At 67.5% G+C, this 18479-nt stretch carries 13 protein-coding genes and 1 tRNA gene; 1 reads left to right on the forward strand and 13 read right to left on the reverse strand.

Annotated elements, in window-relative coordinates; translation table 11 throughout:
• Positions 1-2: 2 nt before the first annotated feature.
• From AC2IR1_RS20645 to AC2IR1_RS20685, 9 genes are all read right to left on the reverse strand, one after another.
• Positions 3-1190, reverse strand: a complete 1188-nt coding sequence (locus AC2IR1_RS20645; protein ID WP_486473860.1) for an efflux RND transporter periplasmic adaptor subunit — start codon at positions 1188-1190, stop codon at positions 3-5.
• A 202-nt stretch (positions 1191-1392) separates the two neighbouring features.
• The gene (locus AC2IR1_RS20650) at positions 1393-2523 is read right to left on the reverse strand and encodes an MFS transporter (RefSeq protein ID WP_486473861.1); all 1131 of its coding nucleotides are present in this window, start codon (positions 2521-2523) and stop codon (positions 1393-1395) included.
• Positions 2520-3779 carry an HAD family hydrolase gene (locus AC2IR1_RS20655; RefSeq protein WP_486473862.1) on the reverse strand — a complete coding sequence of 420 codons (1260 nt, stop codon included), beginning with the start codon at positions 3777-3779 and terminating at the stop codon, positions 2520-2522. Before AC2IR1_RS20655 ends, AC2IR1_RS20650 begins: the two co-directional genes overlap by 4 nt.
• Positions 3780-3789: 10 nt before the next feature.
• Positions 3790-4848 carry a LacI family DNA-binding transcriptional regulator gene (locus AC2IR1_RS20660; protein WP_486473863.1) on the reverse strand — a complete coding sequence of 353 codons (1059 nt, stop codon included), beginning with the start codon at positions 4846-4848 and terminating at the stop codon, positions 3790-3792.
• 41 nt (positions 4849-4889) lie between these two features.
• On the reverse strand, positions 4890-7031 hold the full coding sequence (locus tag AC2IR1_RS20665; protein WP_486473864.1) for an ABC transporter ATP-binding protein: 2142 nt from the start codon (positions 7029-7031) through the stop codon (positions 4890-4892).
• Between the two features lie 4 nt (positions 7032-7035).
• Entirely contained in the window at positions 7036-8148 is a 1113-nt protein-coding gene (locus AC2IR1_RS20670) for an ABC transporter permease (RefSeq protein ID WP_486473865.1), read from the reverse strand.
• Positions 8148-9158: an ABC transporter permease gene (locus tag AC2IR1_RS20675; RefSeq protein ID WP_486473866.1), complete on the reverse strand. Its 1011-nt coding sequence runs from the start codon at positions 9156-9158 to the stop codon at positions 8148-8150. The genes AC2IR1_RS20670 and AC2IR1_RS20675 overlap by 1 nt, the downstream gene beginning before the upstream one ends.
• Before the next feature lie 83 nt (positions 9159-9241).
• Positions 9242-11167: an ABC transporter substrate-binding protein gene (locus tag AC2IR1_RS20680; RefSeq protein WP_486473867.1), complete on the reverse strand. Its 1926-nt coding sequence runs from the start codon at positions 11165-11167 to the stop codon at positions 9242-9244.
• Positions 11168-11427: 260 nt separating this feature from the next.
• On the reverse strand, positions 11428-12408 hold the full coding sequence (locus AC2IR1_RS20685) for a LacI family DNA-binding transcriptional regulator (protein ID WP_486473868.1): 981 nt from the start codon (positions 12406-12408) through the stop codon (positions 11428-11430).
• Between the two features lie 339 nt (positions 12409-12747).
• On the opposite strand from AC2IR1_RS20685, the gene AC2IR1_RS20690 reads away from it, so the two are divergent.
• A tRNA-Met gene (locus AC2IR1_RS20690) sits at positions 12748-12824 on the forward strand.
• 286 nt (positions 12825-13110) lie between these two features.
• Here AC2IR1_RS20690 and AC2IR1_RS20695 read toward each other — a convergent pair.
• The 4 genes from AC2IR1_RS20695 to AC2IR1_RS20710 are packed head-to-tail and all read right to left on the reverse strand — an operon-like array spanning position 13111 to position 18460.
• Positions 13111-14679: an ABC transporter substrate-binding protein gene (locus tag AC2IR1_RS20695; protein WP_486473869.1), complete on the reverse strand. Its 1569-nt coding sequence runs from the start codon at positions 14677-14679 to the stop codon at positions 13111-13113.
• Between the two features lie 31 nt (positions 14680-14710).
• Positions 14711-15802: an S-methyl thiohydantoin desulfurase family protein gene (locus tag AC2IR1_RS20700; protein WP_486473870.1), complete on the reverse strand. Its 1092-nt coding sequence runs from the start codon at positions 15800-15802 to the stop codon at positions 14711-14713.
• Positions 15799-16908: an S-methyl thiohydantoin desulfurase family protein gene (locus tag AC2IR1_RS20705; protein WP_486473871.1), complete on the reverse strand. Its 1110-nt coding sequence runs from the start codon at positions 16906-16908 to the stop codon at positions 15799-15801. The genes AC2IR1_RS20700 and AC2IR1_RS20705 overlap by 4 nt, the downstream gene beginning before the upstream one ends.
• Positions 16901-18460 (reverse strand): hydantoinase/oxoprolinase N-terminal domain-containing protein, encoded by a 1560-nt coding sequence (locus tag AC2IR1_RS20710; protein WP_486473872.1) that lies wholly within the window; start codon positions 18458-18460, stop codon positions 16901-16903. The genes AC2IR1_RS20705 and AC2IR1_RS20710 overlap by 8 nt, the downstream gene beginning before the upstream one ends.
• Positions 18461-18479 lie beyond the last annotated feature (19 nt).

Here is an 18479-nt window from a genome sequence, read left to right on the forward strand (position 1 = left end):
GATTACTCGTCCGCTGCCGTGTCGGCGTCCTGCACCAGACCCTCTTCGTCGATGGTCACCGGAACGGTGGAGACCTCGGCGCCGTCGGTCAGGTTCTGCAGCCCGTCCACGATCAGCAGGTCCCCGTCGGAGACGCCATCGGTGACGATCCAGGCATTCTGCCAGGTCCCGGCGGAGGTCAGGGCAACCTGCTGCGCCTTGCCGTCGACCGCGATGAAGGCGGTGAGCGAGCCGTCGGCGCTGCGCGAGGTGGCGCGTTGCGGCACCATGATCGCGGTGGTCATGCCCAGGGTCATCTTCACCCGCAGGAACTGCCCCGGCAGGATCACCCGGTCGGGATTGTCGAACTCGATCCGGAAGTCGATGGTGCCGGTGGTGGTGGAAACATCGGTGCTGGGGCTGACCAGCTGGCCTTCGCCGTCATAGGTGTCGCCGGTTTCCAGGGTGAGCGAGATGCCGAGGTTGTCGGCCGGGGTCAGCGTGCCGTCTTCCATCCGCTTGCGGACCCGCAGCATGCGGGCGGAGCTTTCCTGCACGTCCACATAGATCGGATCCATGGTGGTGACCGTGGTCAGGGCATCGGACTGGTTGGCGGTGACCAGCGCGCCGACGGAGACCTCGGACAGGTCGACGATGCCGGCGATCGGGCTGCGGATCACGGTGCGGTCCAGGTCGAGCTTGGCGGATTTCAGGCTGGCTTCGGCGGATTTGACCGAGGCCTCGGCGCTGGCGAGGTCGGCCTTGGCGCTGTCCAGATCGGACTGGGTGACGCCGACGCCGGCCAGGCGTTCATAGCGGTTGACCGTGGCCTGGGCATCATCGCGGGAGGCCTCTGCGCTGGCCAGCTCCGCCTCGGCGGCGGAGAGGTTCACGTCGTAGGTTTCGGAATCGAGCCGGAACAGGACATCGCCTGCTTCGACCCGCTCACCCGCCTTGAAGGAGATTTCCTGCACCAGGCCTTCGACCCGGGGCCGGATATCCGTCTGGTCATGGGCGACGGCACGTCCCGGCAGCGTGACCTGGTAGGGCGCGTCTTCGGTCGCGAGGGTGATCACGCCAACCTCGGTGGGGCCGCCGCCACCCATTCCGGGGAACTGTGCAAAGGCGGGCGCCGCCAGGACACTGAACAGCAGGGGAAGGGAAAGCCTGCGTAGCATTCGGCTGGGCGGCATGGTGGGGAAAGCGGTCATGAGAACTCCGGATCTTCGGCCAGGCACTGGGGGAGAAGGCATGCGCAGGCCGGGGCATTTGGTTTGCTACGGTTCAGGATCACCTTTCCGTCGCGTCTTCACCAGCAATTCTGTGTTTTTTTACGCAGGTGCGACCTTGCGTCCGCGCAGGGCAGACGGAGCACGGCACGATGACAGGGCAGGAAGCCCGGCAAGAGGGCCCTCAGATCCTGCGGGAAAAGCCCAGGCTGAGAAGGACGAGAGGGATCGAGGCGGCGAAACAGGCCCAGTAGCCGAAGCTGGCGGCGAGCCCGCCGAAGAGCACCGGCAACAGCAGGCCTGCGGCAAGGTTCATGCCCGAAAGTGCGGCAAAACTGCTGGCCGAGCCGTGATCCAGCGCTGCCCGGGCGATCAGCGGTCCGTTCAGGGCCACCCCCGAACCGGTCAGCGCCAGGCCGATACCGGCGGCCAGCCATTGCGCGCCCCCCGTCAGCGGCGCGGCGGCCACCAGCAGAAGCAGACCCGCCACCGCGACGACCGACAGGATCGCCATGAGAGGGCGCATCGCCACGCGATCACGCAGGCGATCCCCCAGCAGGCGCATGACGATCATCGCCGCCGCGAAGCTGCTGTAGATCAGCGTGGCCGAGGCCGGGGCAAAGCCCGCCTCGTCCCGCAGGAAGAAGAGCGCCCAGGCGTAGATCATGTTCTCTGTCGCCATGAAGCCCAGGGAGACACCGAAGAGCAGCCGGGTATAGGCATCGGGCCGCGGCAGACCGGGCTTGGTGGCCACCGGCGCGGGCCGTTCGCCGCGCCCCAGCACAGAGATGGCCAGCACGATCCCCGGCAGGCAGACCAGCGCCATGTGCAGCGCCACCGGCACGTGCCAGGCGATCAGCAGGCTGGCCAGGCCCGTGGCGATCAGCCCGCCGATGGACCAGCCGCCATGGGCCAGCGCCATGCGGGAGCGCCCGCCGACCCCTTCGGAGGCCCGGGCAAGCTGGTTCTGGGCCAGTTCCAGCACCTCGCGGCCGAAGCCGAAGGCAAAGAGGATCGCGGCCAGCGACCAGAGCCCTGCCCACTGGGTCAGCATGGCCACCCCCAGCACGAAGCACAGCATCACCTTGGCGATGGCCTCTGCCGGGAAGCGGGCGGCGAGGCGCGGCAGGACGACGAGCGCCAGCAGCACCCCCGCCGGCAGGGCCGCCATGGCCATGCCCAGTTGCCCCGCACCGATGCCCGCCGCCGCCGTCACGTCCGGCAGGCGGGCGAAGAGGGTCATGTAGACCATTCCGTTGGCGAAGAAGACCAGCGGCGGCGCCCAGTACCTGAGCGTCGAAGTGTTCAGTGTCATTCCAGTTCCCAGCCCGACACGGCGTCCAGCGCCTCGACCAGGGCCAGGAATGCCCCGAGGTCGTGGATCACGTGATCCGCCATGTCCTGATTGCCCTCCGGCACCCGATCGTAGCGGTCATTGCGATCCAGCCAGACCGAGGTCAGGCCGAGCGCATTGGCGCCGCGGATGTCGCGCTTGATGTTATTTCCAAGCATGACGATGCCGGGCGCATCTTCGGGCCGCAAGCCCAGTTTGCGCATCGCCTCGGTAAACATGCGCGGATGCGGTTTCGAGGCGCCCACGTTCTCCGAAATCGCCTTCGCATCGAACAGATCCCAGAAGCCCATGGCGCCGTGGACATTGGCAAAGCTTTCCTCGCGCCCGTCGGCCACAAGGGCCACCAGGTGCCCGCGCGCCTGAAGATCCGTCACCAGGGTCTCGCCGCCCGGGATCGGATCGGCGGCCAGCACGATATCGGTCCGGTCGCCGTCCCAGGTCTGGCTGGGTTCGTCGATCATCGTGTTGCCACTGTCGAGGAAGATCGCCTTCAGCCCCCGGCGGCGGCGGCGCAGCCCCTCCAGCCGGGCGCGCAGGTCGCGGGGGATTTCCGCCCGCAGTTCGGACCAGGACAGGTAGAGGAGGTCGGCGCAGTCCGTCTCGATCGTGAAGTCGAAGGTGGGGGTGAAGCGAAGGGTTTTCAGGTATTCACGGCCCAGGAACTGATCATAGGCGGACACGAAGGAGAGCGGCCCCGCCAGCATGTCGGGGATCAGCACGCCGCAGAGTTCGTCGCAGGAGAGGCAGGCCCGGGTCAGGGCATCGCGGCGGGTCAGCACCGCCTCCGCGCTGTCCGCATGGGCATGCTTGCCCGGTTCGCAGAAGAGCACAGGGCGGGGGCCGCGCCAGGTCGGAGCCAGCTGCCGCAGCCCGCCGTGGGCCGAGGCCAGGCAGGCCAGCGGGCGTTCTTCGTCATCGAGGCAGATCCAGACATGTTCCAGTTCGTACAGGTGCTGGATGTCGCCGTCCCACCAGAGGGCATATTCGATGATCAGCGCCGTGCCCTGCGGCGCGGGCGGCACATGGCGGCAGGAGCGGGAGCCTTCGCCGGGGGCCAGCAGGGTGATGGCGGCGGCATCCGGGCGGAAGGGTTCGGCGCCATCCAGCATCAGGATCGGGGCATGCCGGCGTGCCAGTGTTGCGGCGGCGGCGCCCAGGGTGGGTTCCGGGGTGGAAACCGGGGCGGATTCCGGGCGGGGCTGCTCTGCGTCTTTCATTCTTGCGTCCTCAGGTCAGGGGAAGTCGGCGGTGTCCCTGCCGCCGGTCGGGCGAGATGCCGAGGCTGTCTCGCAGTTTCAGGTCCGGCACGAGGGAGATCTGCCGGGGGCCGGGGGCGGTGCCGGTCATGCGACCGATCAGCAGTTCGGCGGCGGTTTCGCCCAGGCGTTCGATCTGCTGGTCCATGGTTCCCAGCGGCGGCAGGGTCATGCCGCCCAGGGGGATGCCGTCATAGCCCAGCACCGAGATGTCGCCGGGCACGTCGTAGCCCGCTTCGCGCAGGCAGGCCGTGGCGCCGAGGCCCATCATGTCCGTCGTGGCGAAAAGCGCCGTGGGCAGCGGCCCCCGCTTCAGCAGTGCCGCCGTGGCGGCATGGCCGAAATCGAACCTTTCGCCCGGGGCATCCGGCGCCAGGCGGACGCGGTCGGCAATGCCCAGGGCGCGTGCCTCTGCCAGGGCGCCCTGCACCCGCGTGAACCCGGGGCGGCCGGGTTTGGCCCGGCGATCCCAGTCCTTCACCAGAACCGCGATATCGCGGTGGCCAAGCGCGTGCAGGTGCCTGATGGCGGCACGCCCGCCTTCGAAGTTGTCGGTGACGACATGAGTGGCGTTACGGTTTTCGGGCGCGGTTTCGCAGAAGACCACCGGCACGCCCGCCCGTTCGAACTGTCCCGCGTGGCGGGCCGCTAGGGCAAGGGAGGAGGCCGGGCGGATGATCACACCGCCCAGATCCATGTCGAGCAGCATCTTCACGTAGGCCCGTTCGCGTTCCGGTTCCGCGTGGGTGGAACAGACGATGGCGAGGTAGCCGCGCGGCGCGAGGACGCTTTCGATCGCCCGGTGCAGGGTCGATCCGAAGGGAGAGCCCTGGCGGGCCAGCAGCACCCCCACCGTGCGGGAATTCTTGCGACGCAGGGCCGCGGCGAGGGCATGGCTGGAATAGCCCAGCGTCCGCGCCGCCTGCAGCACCGCGTCACGCTTTTCGGCGCGGATGTTCGGATGCCCGTTGAGCGCGCGACTGACGGTTGCGGGGGACACCCCCGCAAGCTCTGCCACGTCGCGGATCACCGGCTTTCCGGCCTGTCGGGGGACTTTTCGGGGCACGGGCCTTACGCCGGACATGGCTGATACGTCCCGGCCCGGTCGGTGATCCGGTCCCCCGGCCCTGCCCCTTCCGGCGCTGGCAGGGGGTGATGGCAGGCCACGGCGTGATCCGCAGGCCCGCAATCGGCGGGCAGTTGAGGCGCGGCGCGGTGGCAGAGCGCGGTGGCGCCGGGGCAGCGGGGGGCGAATTTGCACCCTGTCGGCAGGTTGGCGGGATCGGGGGCGGCAACGGCGGGTTCGGCCCGCCCCTCCCCCGGTTTGGCCGCCAGCGCATCGGTCGGATCCAGCACCGCATCCAGCAGGGTGCGGGTATAGGGGTGGCGCGGCGCGGCAAAGAGCCTTTCGACCGGCGCCATTTCCACGATTTCCCCGGCGTACATCACCGCCACCCTGTCGGAGATGTGGCGTACCACCGACAGGTCGTGAGACACGAAGAGATAGGCCAGCCCCAGTTCCGCCTGCAGATCGGCGAATAGGTTCAGCACCTGCGCCTGCACCGAGACATCGAGCGCGGAGACGGCTTCGTCGGCGATCAGGACGGAGGGGGCGGAGGACAGCGCCCGGGCAATGCCGATCCGCTGCCGCTGCCCGCCGGAGAAGGCATGGGGGTAACGGTCGAGCACCGCTTCATCGAGGCCGACAAGGCGCAACACCTCGCGGACGCGGGCATCCACCCGGGCGGAGGGGGTTTTCTGCACCCGCAGCACCTCTGCCACGATGTCGTAGACCGTCATGCGCGGATTGAAGGACCCGTTCGGATCCTGGAAGACCATGCGGACCCGGCGCCAGGCCTGTTTCAGGGCGGCTTCGGACAGGCCGGTCAGCTGCGTTTCAGCCCCGGCCTCGCGCAGGTGGACCTGGCCCGAGGTCGCCGGATGCAGCCCGATCAGGCTGCGCCCGAGGGTGGACTTGCCGCAGCCCGATTCCCCCACGAGGCCCAGTGTTTCGCCCGGGTAGAGGTCGAAGCTGACCCCGTTGAGCGCATGGATGTCGCGGGGTTTCGAGAAGAGCCCCCCACCCTGCCGGAATGTCTTGCGCAGGTCGCGGACGCGCAGCAGGGGCTGCGCGGTGTAATCCGGCGCGCGGCGGGCGGGCGTTTGCACCAGCCCGGCATCGAGCGGCGGCAGGTGGCCCGCCGGATCGAGCTGGTGGCAGGCGGCGGAATGGCCCGGCGCGATGGCGACATCGGGGGCGTCCTGCCGGTCGCAGGTGCCGATGCGCGCCCAGGCGCAGCGCGCGGCGAAGGCGCAGCCCTTGGGCCTGTTGGCCAGGTGCGGCACGGCCCCCGGGATCGCCGAAAGGCGCGCCCGGCGTGCCCCCCGGGTCGAGGGAAGCGACGCCAAGAGGCCCTGGGTGTAGGGATGGCGCGGATCGGTCAGGATCTGCTGCACCGGCCCGCGTTCGACGACGCGGCCCATGTACATCACCGCCACCTCATCCGCGATTTCGGCCACCACACCCAGGTCATGGGTGATGAAGATCATCGACATGTCCCGCTGCGCCTGCAGATCGCGCAGCAGCGACAAGATGCCCGCCTGCGTGGTCACGTCGAGCGCGGTGGTGGGTTCATCGGCGATGAGGAGTTTCGGCTGGGCGATCAGGGCCATGGCGATGACCGCGCGCTGCCGCTGGCCGCCCGAAAGTTCGAAACTGTAGGCATCGAAGCGCTGTTCGGGGGCGGGCATGCCGACCTGTCGGAGCATCTCTATCGCTTCGGCCCTTGCCGCCTTCCGGGAGGTGCCCCGGTGCCAGCGCAGCACCTCGGCGATCTGTTCGCCGATGGTGTAGAGGGGGGAGAGGGCCGTCATCGGCTCCTGATAGATCATCGCGATCTCTTCGCCGCGCAGGGTGCGGGCTTCGCGCCCCTTCGGGTCTAGGGCGGCAAGATCGCAGGTGCTGCCGTCGGCGCGTTCGAAGCGCATGGTGCCCAGGTCGATCCTCGCATTGTCGCTGAGGATGCGCAGCAGGGCCCGGGCGGTGACGGATTTGCCGCAGCCGGATTCGCCCACGAGGCAGAGCGTCTTGCCGCGCGGAACGGAGAAGCCGACCCGGTCCAGCGCGCGCAGGCTTTCGCCGCGTTCGCCGGTAAAGGAGAGCGTCAGGTCGGAGACGTCGAGGATGGTGTCGCGGTGCATGAGGTCTTTCATGGCGTCATTTCCCGTGCGGATCGGCGGCGTCGCGCAGCCCGTCGCCGAGGAAGTTGAGGGCGAGGACGGCCAGGACCACCACGCCGCCCGGCAGGAAGAGCCAGGGCGCGGCGGACATGGAGCGGATGTTCTGCACCTCCTGCAGGAGCACCCCCCAGGAGACGACGGGCGCGCGCAGCCCGATGCCGAGGTAGGAGAGCGCGGTTTCCGCAAGGATCATGCCGGGAATGGCCAGCGTCACCACGGCGATGATGTGGGAGGTGAAGGAGGGCAGCATGTGCCGCCACAGGATGCGCGGGGTGGAGCAGCCGTCGAGCCGGGCGGCGGCGATGAAATCTTCGGACCGGAGGGCGAGGAACCGGCCGCGCACCACCCGGGCCAGCCCCGTCCAGCCCAGCATCGACAGAACGACGGAGATCAGCAGGTAGGTCTGCAGCGGCGGCGTGTCGCGCGGGATGGCGGCGGCCAGCCCGATCCAGAGCGGGATCGAGGGCAGCGATTGCAGGAATTCGATGAAGCGTTGCAGCACCTGGTCCGCCGTGCCGCCGAGGTAACCCGAGAGCCCGCCGATGGCGATGCCCAGCACCAGAGAGATGGCGACGCCGACCAGACCGATGGTCATGGAAATCCGCGCGGCATAGATCGTGCGGGAGAGGTTGTCGCGCCCCAGCCGGTCTGCCCCGGCGAAGAAGACCTTGTCGCCCGGGGTCTTCGCGCCGAAGAGGTGGCGGTCACCGGGCACGAGGCCCAGCCAGCGATAGCTGTCGCCCTGCACCCAGAAGCCGACGGGGATAACCGCCTCCGGATCCGGTTCGAAGCTGCGGCTGCCGGAGTTGTAGTCGAAGACCACCTTGTAGCCGAGGACATGGGGGTTCCATCGTCCGTCCTCGAAGAGGTGGACCGCCTGCGGCGGGTAATAGGCGTGGCGGGTCGAATAGGCTTCGGCCCCCTGCGGCGCCACCGGTTCGACGAAGAGCGCGACGAGGTAGAGCAGCACGGTGATGCAGAGGCCGATGACGCCCAGCCTGTGCCGGCGGAACCGGCGCCAGGTCTTTGCGGCGCGGCTTTCGCGGGGCGGGGCGGCGGCGAGGTCGGCTGTGTCGGGAAGCGATACCATCAGGCGGCCCTCGCGCTGGTCGTGAACTGGCGGCGGATGCGGGGATCGAGCCAGGCCAGAAGGATGTCAGAAAAGAGCGTGCCGACCATGCCGAGGATGCCGAGGAACATGATCAGCGTGGCGGCCAGGAACATGTCCTGGGTGCGCAGCGCGTCGAAGAGCAGCGGCCCGGTGGTCTGCAGGCCCAGCACGATGGCCACGATGGTTTCGCCCGAGATGATGTTGACGAAGATGTCGTTGAGCCCCGAGACGAAGGGGTTCATGGCGTGGCGCACCGGGTATTTCAGGATCGCGGCGTTTTCCGGCAGGCCCTTGGCCCGCGCGGTGGCAAGGTAGGGGGCGGAGAGTTCATCCAGCAGGTTGGCCCGCACGGTGCGGATGATGGAGGCGGTGCCCGAAAGGCCCAGCACCAGCACCGGGATCCACAGATGCGCCAGCAGGTCCCCCACCCGCGCCACCGACCAGGGCGCATCGGCATAGGCCGGGGAGAAGAGGCCGCCGACGCTTTGCCCCGTGGCCAGGAAGGCCGCGTACATCAGCGCCAGGGCCAGCAGGAAGTTCGGCAGGGCCAGGCCCACGAACCCCAGCGTGGTAAAGAGATAGTCCCCAATGGAGTATTTCCGGACCGCCGCGTAGATCCCGATCGGAATGGCGATGATCCAGGTGAAGAACAGCGTGGAGAGCGACAGGACGGTCGTCAGGCCCAGGCGTTCCCAGATCAGGTCCTTCACCGGGCGCGAATGCAGGAAGGACCAGCCCAGATCTCCATGCAGGACCATGTCCGACATCCAGTTGACGTATTGCACCGTCAGCGGCTTATCCAGGCCATAGACCTGCCGCATGGCGTCCTTTTCGTCGTCGGTCATCACGTCGCCTTCGGCCGCGGCCTGCAGCGCGTAACGGTCGACGTAATCGCCCGGCGGCAGGGTGATGATGGCGAAGGCCACGATGGAGATCGCCAGAAGGGTGGGAGGCACCCAGAGAAGGCGATTGAGGATGAAACGGCCCATGGATTGGTCCTGCGGGATAATCGTGAACGGAAAGAGGCGCGGGCGGGGAGGGCCCCACCCGCGCCGGATCGGGAGGAAGGCGATCAGTTCTTGATGAACCAGGCTTCCATGTTGGTCGGTGCCGGGCCCGGGTAGAGCCAGCCTTCGGTGATGGGCTCGTAGACCCCGCCGATGCGGTTGTTGATCACCCGGTAGTTGCCCTCGGGCAGGACGGTGCCGATGTTGAGGAAGGCGTCCGCCATGAGGTCCATGAATTCGGCCATCAGCGCGGCCTTTTCCTCGCCGACCTTGGTGGGCACCAGGGCCTCGATCTCGTACAGGCGCTTGATCTCCGCCGGGGGTTCGATGGGTTCGACCCCTTCGACCGTTTCGGTCTGGTGGGAGATGTTTTCATCCAGCCAGGCGGTCCAGTTGTCCCAGTTGGACTGGTAGCGCATCATCCGGGCGAGGGAGATCGTGGGCAGCTGGCCGCAGCCGTTTTCGCCCACCCAGACCTGCAGGTCGCGGTCGCGCGCCTTGCGGCGGGTGTCGTAGACATCGCCGGTGACGGGTTCGGGGGTCATCTCGATCCCGACATCGGCCCAGTTCTGCGATATGATCTGCAGCATGTCGGACCATTCGGAGCGGAAGCCCACCTCGGCCAGCATGGAGACGGAGATACGTTCGCCGTTGGGACGCAGGCGGAAGCCCTGGGCGTCCTTTTCGGGGTAGTACTTGTCCAGGATCTCGTTCGCCTTTGCCGGATCGAATTCGGTGAACTGATGCGCCAGGCGTTCGTTGTAATAGGGCGAGTCGGGGCGCGGCGCGGACTGGTAGGGTTCACCCTGGCCGAGATAGACGGTTTCGATGATGCCGGGCCGGTCGATGGCGATCGAGAGCGCCTCGCGCACTTCCTTGTTCTGGAAGAAGGCCGCCTTGAAGGCATCGGGGGAGTTGAAGGGCAGCTCGATGTACATGTTGTTGTAATCGCAGCTTTGCGCCTGGGCGAAGCGGTAGTTGCCGCGCTCCTGGTTCTCGAAGAAGACGCCCTTGTTCTGCGGCACCGAGATGTTGGGTTCGGAATAGTCGAAATCGCCCGCCATCACCTTCAGCAGCTGGACTTCGGTGTCCTTGGCCAGGTCAAAGACGTTTTCGTCGATATAGGGCAGCTGGTTGCAGTCCTGATCGACGCGGAAGTAGTAGGGATTCCGTTCCAGCGTGAAGTGCGTCTTGTCGAGGAAGCTTTCCGTCGGCATCCAGGCCAGCATCGTCGGGCGCGCGGGATCGTTCTGTTCCGCCTGCTTGCCGTAGGTGCCGACGCGGCCCATCCACCACTTGCCGTAGTCTTCCTCCCCTGCCTCGGCCATCATGGCCGCGACGCCTTCGGGGTTCAGCTCCTTCGAGAACTGGGAGACGTAGTGCGCGGGGAACTGCACGACGCGCTGGCCATAGGGGCTGGCCAGGTCGAGCAGGAAACGACCGTTGGGCTGGGGGAAGGTGAAGCGGACGGTGAGATCGTCGATCTTTTCGACCTTCGCCGGTTCGCCTGCGACCTGGAAGATGCGGTAGACGCCCTTGGGATTGATCTCTGCGTTGCTTTCGACGTGCTGCCACCAGAACAGGATGTCATCGGCGGTGAAATCCACCCCGTCGGACCATTTCAGCCCTTCGCGCAGGTGGAAGGTATAGGTGGTGGCATCGTCGGAGATGTCCCAGCTTTCCGCGATATTCGGGATCACTTCGGAGCCGTCGGGGGTCCAGCGGACCAGCGGGTCGTAGCCGTAGTGGCGATAGTCGGCCAGGCGACCGCCGGTCCACAGGCTGTGCAGCTGGCCACCGTAGGTGCCGGCCTCGGGCACGTCGACGACCACGGGGTGCAGCGGCAGGCGGTCCGCCACGGCGGGCAGATCCCCCGAGGCCACGGCCGCGTCGAGCGCGGGGGACTGGTGGAAGGCGGCACATTGGTCCGCCGCCTGGGCGTGACCGGCCGCGACAAGGGCGGCGGTCAGAAGGAGGGTTCTCTTGAGCATGGATCGCACCTCGGGTTGCGCCCACCGGAGGCGGGCTCTGAAATTCTTTTCAAGGCATGCCCGAGAGAGACGTCACTTATATGAAGGTCCGCGCCCTGCGCCCGCGCCGCGACGAAGGCGGGCCAACTCTGGGTAACGATCAGATATTGAATGGGAAAAAACGCAGGCGGCGCCGTGGTGCCCGCTTGGGCGGGCACGCGGGGGGCCGGTTTCGCCACCCACGCACCGCCGAAACGCGCTGAAACGTTTTCAGCTTTTCCTCAACGCGTGGTGCCGCCCTGGATCAGCCGTCCTTCCAGCAGCAGCTTTCGCACCGCGCCGTCGGGTTCGCGAATCTGCGTCAGGAGGAGTTCCGCGGACAGCCGCGCCAGCTCTTCCAGCGGCAGGCCCACGACCGACAGCCGGGGCACCAGCATCCGGGCCACGTCGCTGCCGCCCATGGCCAGGACCGGAATGTCATCCGGCACCTTCAGACCCTCTGCCTGCAACCGGCGCAGGGCCGCCACGGCAATCGGTTCGCTGCCGCAGAAGATCGCCTGGCGGCCCGTCCCGGGGAGGTCCGTGCCGGGGTCGATCCAGTCGGCAGGGGCAAGCCCCGCGACCTGATCATCCGTGCCGGCCCGCAAGGGCACCGTCCGGGCGGAGATGCCGGCAGGCGCATCGCCGGGCTGCTGGTGCGGTTCGACAAGGCACAGCACACGGCGCACCCCCTGCCCCAGAAGATGCGACCAGCCCAGGGCCCAGCTTTGCTGCGGATCCAGCGCGGCAAGGGCGACCCCGTCCAGCATCCGGCCCGGGTTGAGCAGCACGCTGCGCACCCCTGCCCCGTTCAGCCGATGCGCCGCCGCCAGGGCGCGATCGTCATGCCCCTGCGGCGAGAGGATGACCCCGGCAACGTGGCGATCGGCAATCTGGTCGAGGTAGAAGCTCTCCCTTTCCGGATCGCCGCCGGCATTGCAGACGAAGGTCTTGTAGCCCGCTTCGAACAACACCGTTTCAGCGGCCTCCGCCATGCGGCCATCGGCAAGGGCGGGGGCGCCGAAGTGCAGGAAGGCGATCAGGTCGGACTGCCCCACCCCGGCGCCCAGCCGGTGGGAATTGGGCCGGTAGGCCAGGTCTTCGGCCACGGCCATGACCCGGGCGCGTGTCGCCCCCGAAACATGGGGATGGTCATTCATGACGCGCGATACCGTCGCCGGGGACACCCCGGCCAGCCTGGCTATGTCACGAATGTCGGTCATCCCGCCGCCTTTTCACCCGCTGCCCTTCCACCTGCCGTCCGGCACCCGGCTGATTCCGGCGCCCGGAGGTGCATTCCCTGCAAGCGGCCTACCCTGCCCGCCGCCCCCGGGTCGAGTCCCGACCGCGACCGGAGCGCGGCGCAAAACGGGCTGTCAGGCCGCAACCTACTGTCTTTGCAAGAAATAAAGTTACCCCAGCCCCACCCCAAACGCAGTTTCCCGCCCCGCACCGATGATTTTAATCTTTTTGTCAAAAAAAGCGGCATCGAGCCCTTGCACCTCCCCGGAGGAGGCGATACATCCCCCAAACCGACGGGGCGACGCCCCAACGGAGATTGGCGCGGGGTGGAGCAGCCCGGTAGCTCGTCAGGCTCATAACCTGAAGGTCGTAGGTTCAAATCCTACCCCCGCAACCAAATCAAAACGCCCCGTGGCTTCGGCCCGGGGCGTTTTGATTTGAGGCCCATCAAGTGCCGGAAGTCCGGCAAGTTCCCCGACATGCGCAGGACTGAACGCGCCACCGGCAAGTGTGCGGCGGCTCTCGGACGCCATGCTTCGTGCCCGGCTTGCAGTTTCAGGACTGCCGCCTTCACGACCCTGCCAAGACCGTCATCTTGCCTTTGATACCGGGACGAAAAAAACGCCGCCCCGGCGGGGCGGCGTTCCTTGTTGCAAAGGTGAGGGGCCTGCTGGGGGGGGGGCCTACTCGGGGCAGGACCAGCTCATCCGCGAGAAGTCGAGATCCCAGCTTTGCATCGGGATCTGCTGGTAGCCCTGCAGGCATTCATTCGCAGCAAGGCGCTTCTCCTGCGTCAGGAGCCAGATCGAACGCTGATCCTCGACCAGCTTGGAGTAGATATCCTGGTAGATCCCGTTGCGGGCCTCGGCATCGGTTTCCTGCCGCGAGGCTTCGATCATGCCGTCGATCTCATCGTCCATCACCCAGTCCATCGAGGACCAGGTGCCCGTGGCATTCGAATGGTACTGCACGAAGTAGACAGAGTCGGGCGAGGGGTAGGTCGGGCCGTAGAAGATCTGCGTCGAATCCGGGGTCGTCTCGATCGTGCTGGCGAGCTCGGTCACGCGGTTCCACGTCTCGGGCCGGATCGTCACGTCGAAACCAATGCTGTCGAGCGTCGATTTCAGCAGCAGTGCGACCTCTTCCTCAAAGGCCGTGCCCGAGAGGTAGACGTGTTCGAACGGGATCGGGCCATCGCCGTAGTATTTGCTCTTCTCCAGTTCGGCACGTGCTGCCTCCAGATCGAACACGGGCGCTTCGGCGTCGTCGGGGATCGCATCGGGGAAGACCGGGGCCAGAGGGCCGTTCAGTTCGGCGCCGGGGTAGATGACCTCGCGCACGGTGGCGTAGTCCATCGCCATGGCGATGGCGCGGCGGACGTGGACGTCGTCGGTCGGCGCCCTCTGGTTGTTCAGCTTGATGTAGAAGCCGGTCGCGGTCGGAACCGAGATGACGTGGTAATTGTCGAGCGCGTCGATACCGGCGTAGGTCTCGCTCGCCTGGTACTGCGAGGACAGGCCGAGCTCGCCGCGCTGCGCAAGCGCGCGCACCGTTGCCTCGTCCCGGGTGATGACCAGGCGCACCTCGTCCAGCGGCGTGCCACGGTCCCAGCCGCCGTGGTAACCCTCGAAGCGGGCCAGCGTCATCTGCGCACCGCGATCCCAGTTGTCGAGCTCATAGGGGCCGGCACCAACGGCGTGGTTTGCAAGGAACTCCTCGCCCCAGGCGTCGGCGTCGGTCACCTCGACCGCATCCTCGTTCACCGCGAGGAGCAGCGGGGTGATCGTGATGAAGGGCGCGTAGACCTTGTTCAGCGTGATCTTGAGCGTATGCGCATCGACCGCCTCGACCGAGTCCTCGCCGATCAGGTCGGAGAAGAGGTAGGCCGGGCCCTCGTTGATCGTGAGCAGGCGGCGGATCGAATAGGCGAAATCCGATGCCTCGACGGGCGAGCCGTCCTGGAAGGTCGCGCCGTCCTTGAGCGTGAAGGTGTAGGTCAGGTTGTCATCCGACACCTCCCAGCTTTCGGCCAGCTGCGGCACGACCGAGCCGTCGGGGTCGACGGTGGTCAACGCGTCATAAAGGTTCACCGCGGCCATGTACTCGGTGTAGTCGTTGATCTTGGCCGGGTCGATCGTGCCGATGATCTGCACCAGGTTCACCATGGTGCTGACCTTGGTGTCCTGCGCCTGTGCCGCGAGCGGAAGCGCGGTTGCAAGCGCGAGGACCGAGGCGGTTAGAAGCTGTTTCATGCCGTTTCTCCGTGTTGGTTGGATTGGTTTCTTATTGCCGCCGCAGGTCTTCGACCGGGGCGAAGGGGTGGTCGTAGCCAAAGTATCCGGGCCCGGCGAGGTCGAGCCCCGCAGCGCTGCGCCACTGCGGATCCGCAGGAAGCGCCAGCAGCCGCATTGCGAGGCCGAAGCGCATGGCCTCGGTCGTGACCGGCAGGCCGCCGTCCGCGTCGAGCGCGCAGATCAGGTCGGGCGTCAGCGCCAGCGGGCGGCCGGTTTCGTCCTCCAGGCAGAGGAACTCGTTCTGGAAGGACAGGGTGAAAGTCCGGCCCTGGTTCTCCTCCAGCCCGGTCAGCGTTGCGCGGCCGCGAGCGAAACCGCCGCTGGTCTTGCGCTCGATGTCGACGACCCGCGCCGGGCCCAGGTCGAACCCGCCGCAGCGCGCCACAAGCGCGGGCGCGGGGTGACGGTTCGCCGCCCGTTCGGCGCGGATCGTGGCGCCGATCTCCCGCACGAGGCTCAGGGTATTCCTGAGCAGCGACTGCTTCATCTGCGCACCTGTCATCGGGTAGAGCGCGACCAGCGCGGCCCCGCCCATCTCGATGGTCTGGGCGCGCGCAAGGCGTTCCGTCCAGAGGTTCGAGATCGTGTTGAGGACCGAGCTGTTGCCCTTGTCATCGGCCATGCACATGGGGCTGGCCGCGATGCCGTGCATGGTCATCGAGACCATCTGCAGCTCCGGAAAGGCGCGCCCCATGCCGTCGCCGTCGATCAGCGGCAGCCCGGTGGCCGAGGCCACGGCGAAGGGAATGGTCGAGTTCAACCCGCCCGCCTCGATGCAGACCAGGTAATCGGCCTTGCGCCCAAGGTATTCCTCCAGCGCCGAAAGCGCGGCCAGGGCCTCTTCGCCATTGGGCAGCTTCTCGACCATGACCGTCGGCGCCCCCATCATGCAGACCGGCACGCAAAGCGCGTCGTCGGGCACCTCTGTCGGATCGGCCACGCGCACCGGGCGGCCCGCGCGTTCCATGGCCGCGCGGGCCATGACCTTGCCGATGTAGGGATCGCCGCCGCCGCCGGTCCCCAGGAAGGCGCCGCCAAGCGCGATGGCCTCCATGTCGTCGGGGTTGATGTCGAAGCTCATGAGATCTCCTTCGCAGGCAGGGGGGTGTACTCGATTTCAGGGAAACCGAAGGCCGCCGGTCCGATCACTGCCAGCGCATCCTCGCTGCGCAGCAGCTCGTGGCAGGGCAGCGCCAGCACGGCGACGCGCTGGCCGTAGCGCAGAAGTTCGGTCGTGATGGGCAACCCGCTGTCGAGGTCGAGCACCACCACGAGATCCGGTACGACCACCTCGACCTCGCCGTCGCGGCGGAAGACCAGGAACTCGTTCTGGATGGTGATATGCGCCTGGGACCCGCGATAGCCGTCGAGCCCCTCGATCTCGGCCTCGCCCACATTGAAGCCGCCGCGGAAGTGGCGGTGGATGTCCTTGATCTTGCCGGAGAACACGTGCCGCCCGCCTTCGCGTTTGCAGATGGCAGTGATCGGATCCTCATGCGCCTGTCGCGCCTCCATCACGGCGCGGCCAAGGCCAATGGCCTGGGTGTAGCTGCGCGGGATGGCGAACTGCTTGAAGAAAGCACCCGTCATGGGGGCCGAGGCCAGTGTCGAGGCGCCGCCCTGGGCGATGACGCAGGCGCGCGCCATGGTCTCGTGCCACTTCTCGGTGATCGCATGGTCGAAGGTGACCACGTTGCCGTGCGGATCGCACATGACCGAGGGCGTGGAGCTGTGCCCGTAGATCGAGTAGGTCGTCATCTGCATTTCCGGAAAGGCGCGGCCCATGCCGTCGCCGTCCACCACCGGAAGACCGGCCATGGCCGCGGTGATCAGCGGTTCCATGGCGTTCTGTCCGCCGATCTCCTCGCAGGCGACCGCCGCTGCGGTAAAGCCCAACCGCCGTTCCAGCGCGCGCAGGCAGCGCAGCCCCTCGCGGCCTTCCTTGATCCGCTCGAAGGAGATCAGGGGCGCCCCGATCCCGCCGATCGAGACGACGCGATCCTCATCACCGAGCGCCTCCATGGGCAGCACGCGCATGACATGCCCGGCGCGCAGCGCCTCGCGGGCGCGCAGCTTGCCGATGTAGGGATTGCCCCCGCCCCCGGTGCCGAGGATGCCCGCGCCGATTTCCAGCGCATCGATGTCGGCCTCCGTCAGGGTCCAGGCTGCGTCCTTCGGGTCAGCCATCCTGGAAAGCCCCCATCTCGCCGACGACCTTCACGTGAATGCGGGTCGCATTGCCCGGCAGGTAGGCCAGCGGCACGTCCTCGCGTTCGATCACGGCCAGGGTCTCGCGGGTGGCACCGCTGGCCACCGCGCTCTCGCTGGCCTCCTGCTCGGCCTCGGCCAGGCACTCTTCACGGGTGCGGCCCTCCAGCGCGAAGATGCGGTCCACCTCGCCAGAGATCTGGGCGATGGCGGCACCGACGGCATTGGCCACGGCAAAGTTCTCGGGGCGCAGCACATCCAGGTCGCCGATCCGGTCGGGGGCCAGGATCGAACCGCCGCCCACGGCGATCACGGGGATCGGGTCGGGCGACACGCGGCTGCGTTCAACGGCGGCTTCAAGGATCGCTCCGATCTTCTCCTTCGCGGCAGCGATCAGCGCGGGATCGATGCCCGCGACGGCCTCTGCATTGCCCACCTCGGCCATGCCGGAGGCCACGGCGATGTCGGTGGTGGTCAGCGTATCGCCCCCGAAAACGCGCGCCTCCTTCGTCAGGCGGTAGCCTACGGATTTCGGGCCGACCTGAATGTCCTCGGGGCTGCCCTGGACCAGCGATCCACCGCCAAGGCCGACGGAGAACACGTCGGGCATGCGGAAGTTGGTGCGCACGCCGCCCACGTCGACCACGGTCGAGGCCTGCCGGGGAAAGCCGTGCTGGAGCGCGCCGACGTCGGTGGTGGTGCCGCCGATGTCGATGACGATGGCGTCCTTGACCCCGGTGAGGAAGGCCGCGCCGCGCATGGAGTTGGTCGGGCCCGAGGCGAAGGTCAGCACCGGGAAGCGCCGCACGGTATCGGCGCCCATCAGCGTGCCGTCGTTCTGGGTAACGAAGAAGGGGCAGTTAAGCCCGGCCTCGGCCAGCGCGCGGTCGAAGGCATCGACGGTCTGCGCCGACAGCGACAGCAGAGAGGCGTTCATGATCGCCGCGCTTTCGCGCTCCAGAAGGCCGATGCGGCCAATCTCCGAGGACAGGACCACGGGAAGGTCGGGGCAGACCTCGTGCAGGATCTCGCGGGCGCGTTCCTCCATCTCGCGGTTGATCGGCGAGAAGACAGAGGAGATGGCCGCGGCGCGGATGCCCTTCTCGGTGATCTCGCTGCCGATACGGCGGATCTCGGCCTCGTCCAGCGCCGCGATCTCGCGACCGTCGAACTCGAAGCCGCCGCGGACCATGTAGGCGTGACCGCCGACCTCTGTGCGCAGATCCTCTGGCCAGTCGACCATGGGCGGCAGGCAGGCGGTGGCGGGCAGGCCGAGGCGGATCGCCGCGACCGGATCCAGCGCGCGCCGTTCGATCACGGCATTGGTGAAATGCGTCGTGCCGAGCATCGTCACGTCGATCGCGTCGCGTTCGACGCCCGCCTCGGCGATGACGGCTTCAAGCGCCTCGCTGATGCCGGACATCACGTCCTCGGTCGTGGAGCGTTTCACGCCGGCCAGCACCTCGCGGTCACGCAGGATGACGGCGTCGGTGTTCGTACCCCCGACGTCGATGCCGAGTCTCAGGACCATGTCTTTCTCCTTCTCGTTC

The sequence above is a fragment of the Pseudooceanicola sp. NS-SX8 genome (genome assembly GCF_057380755.1).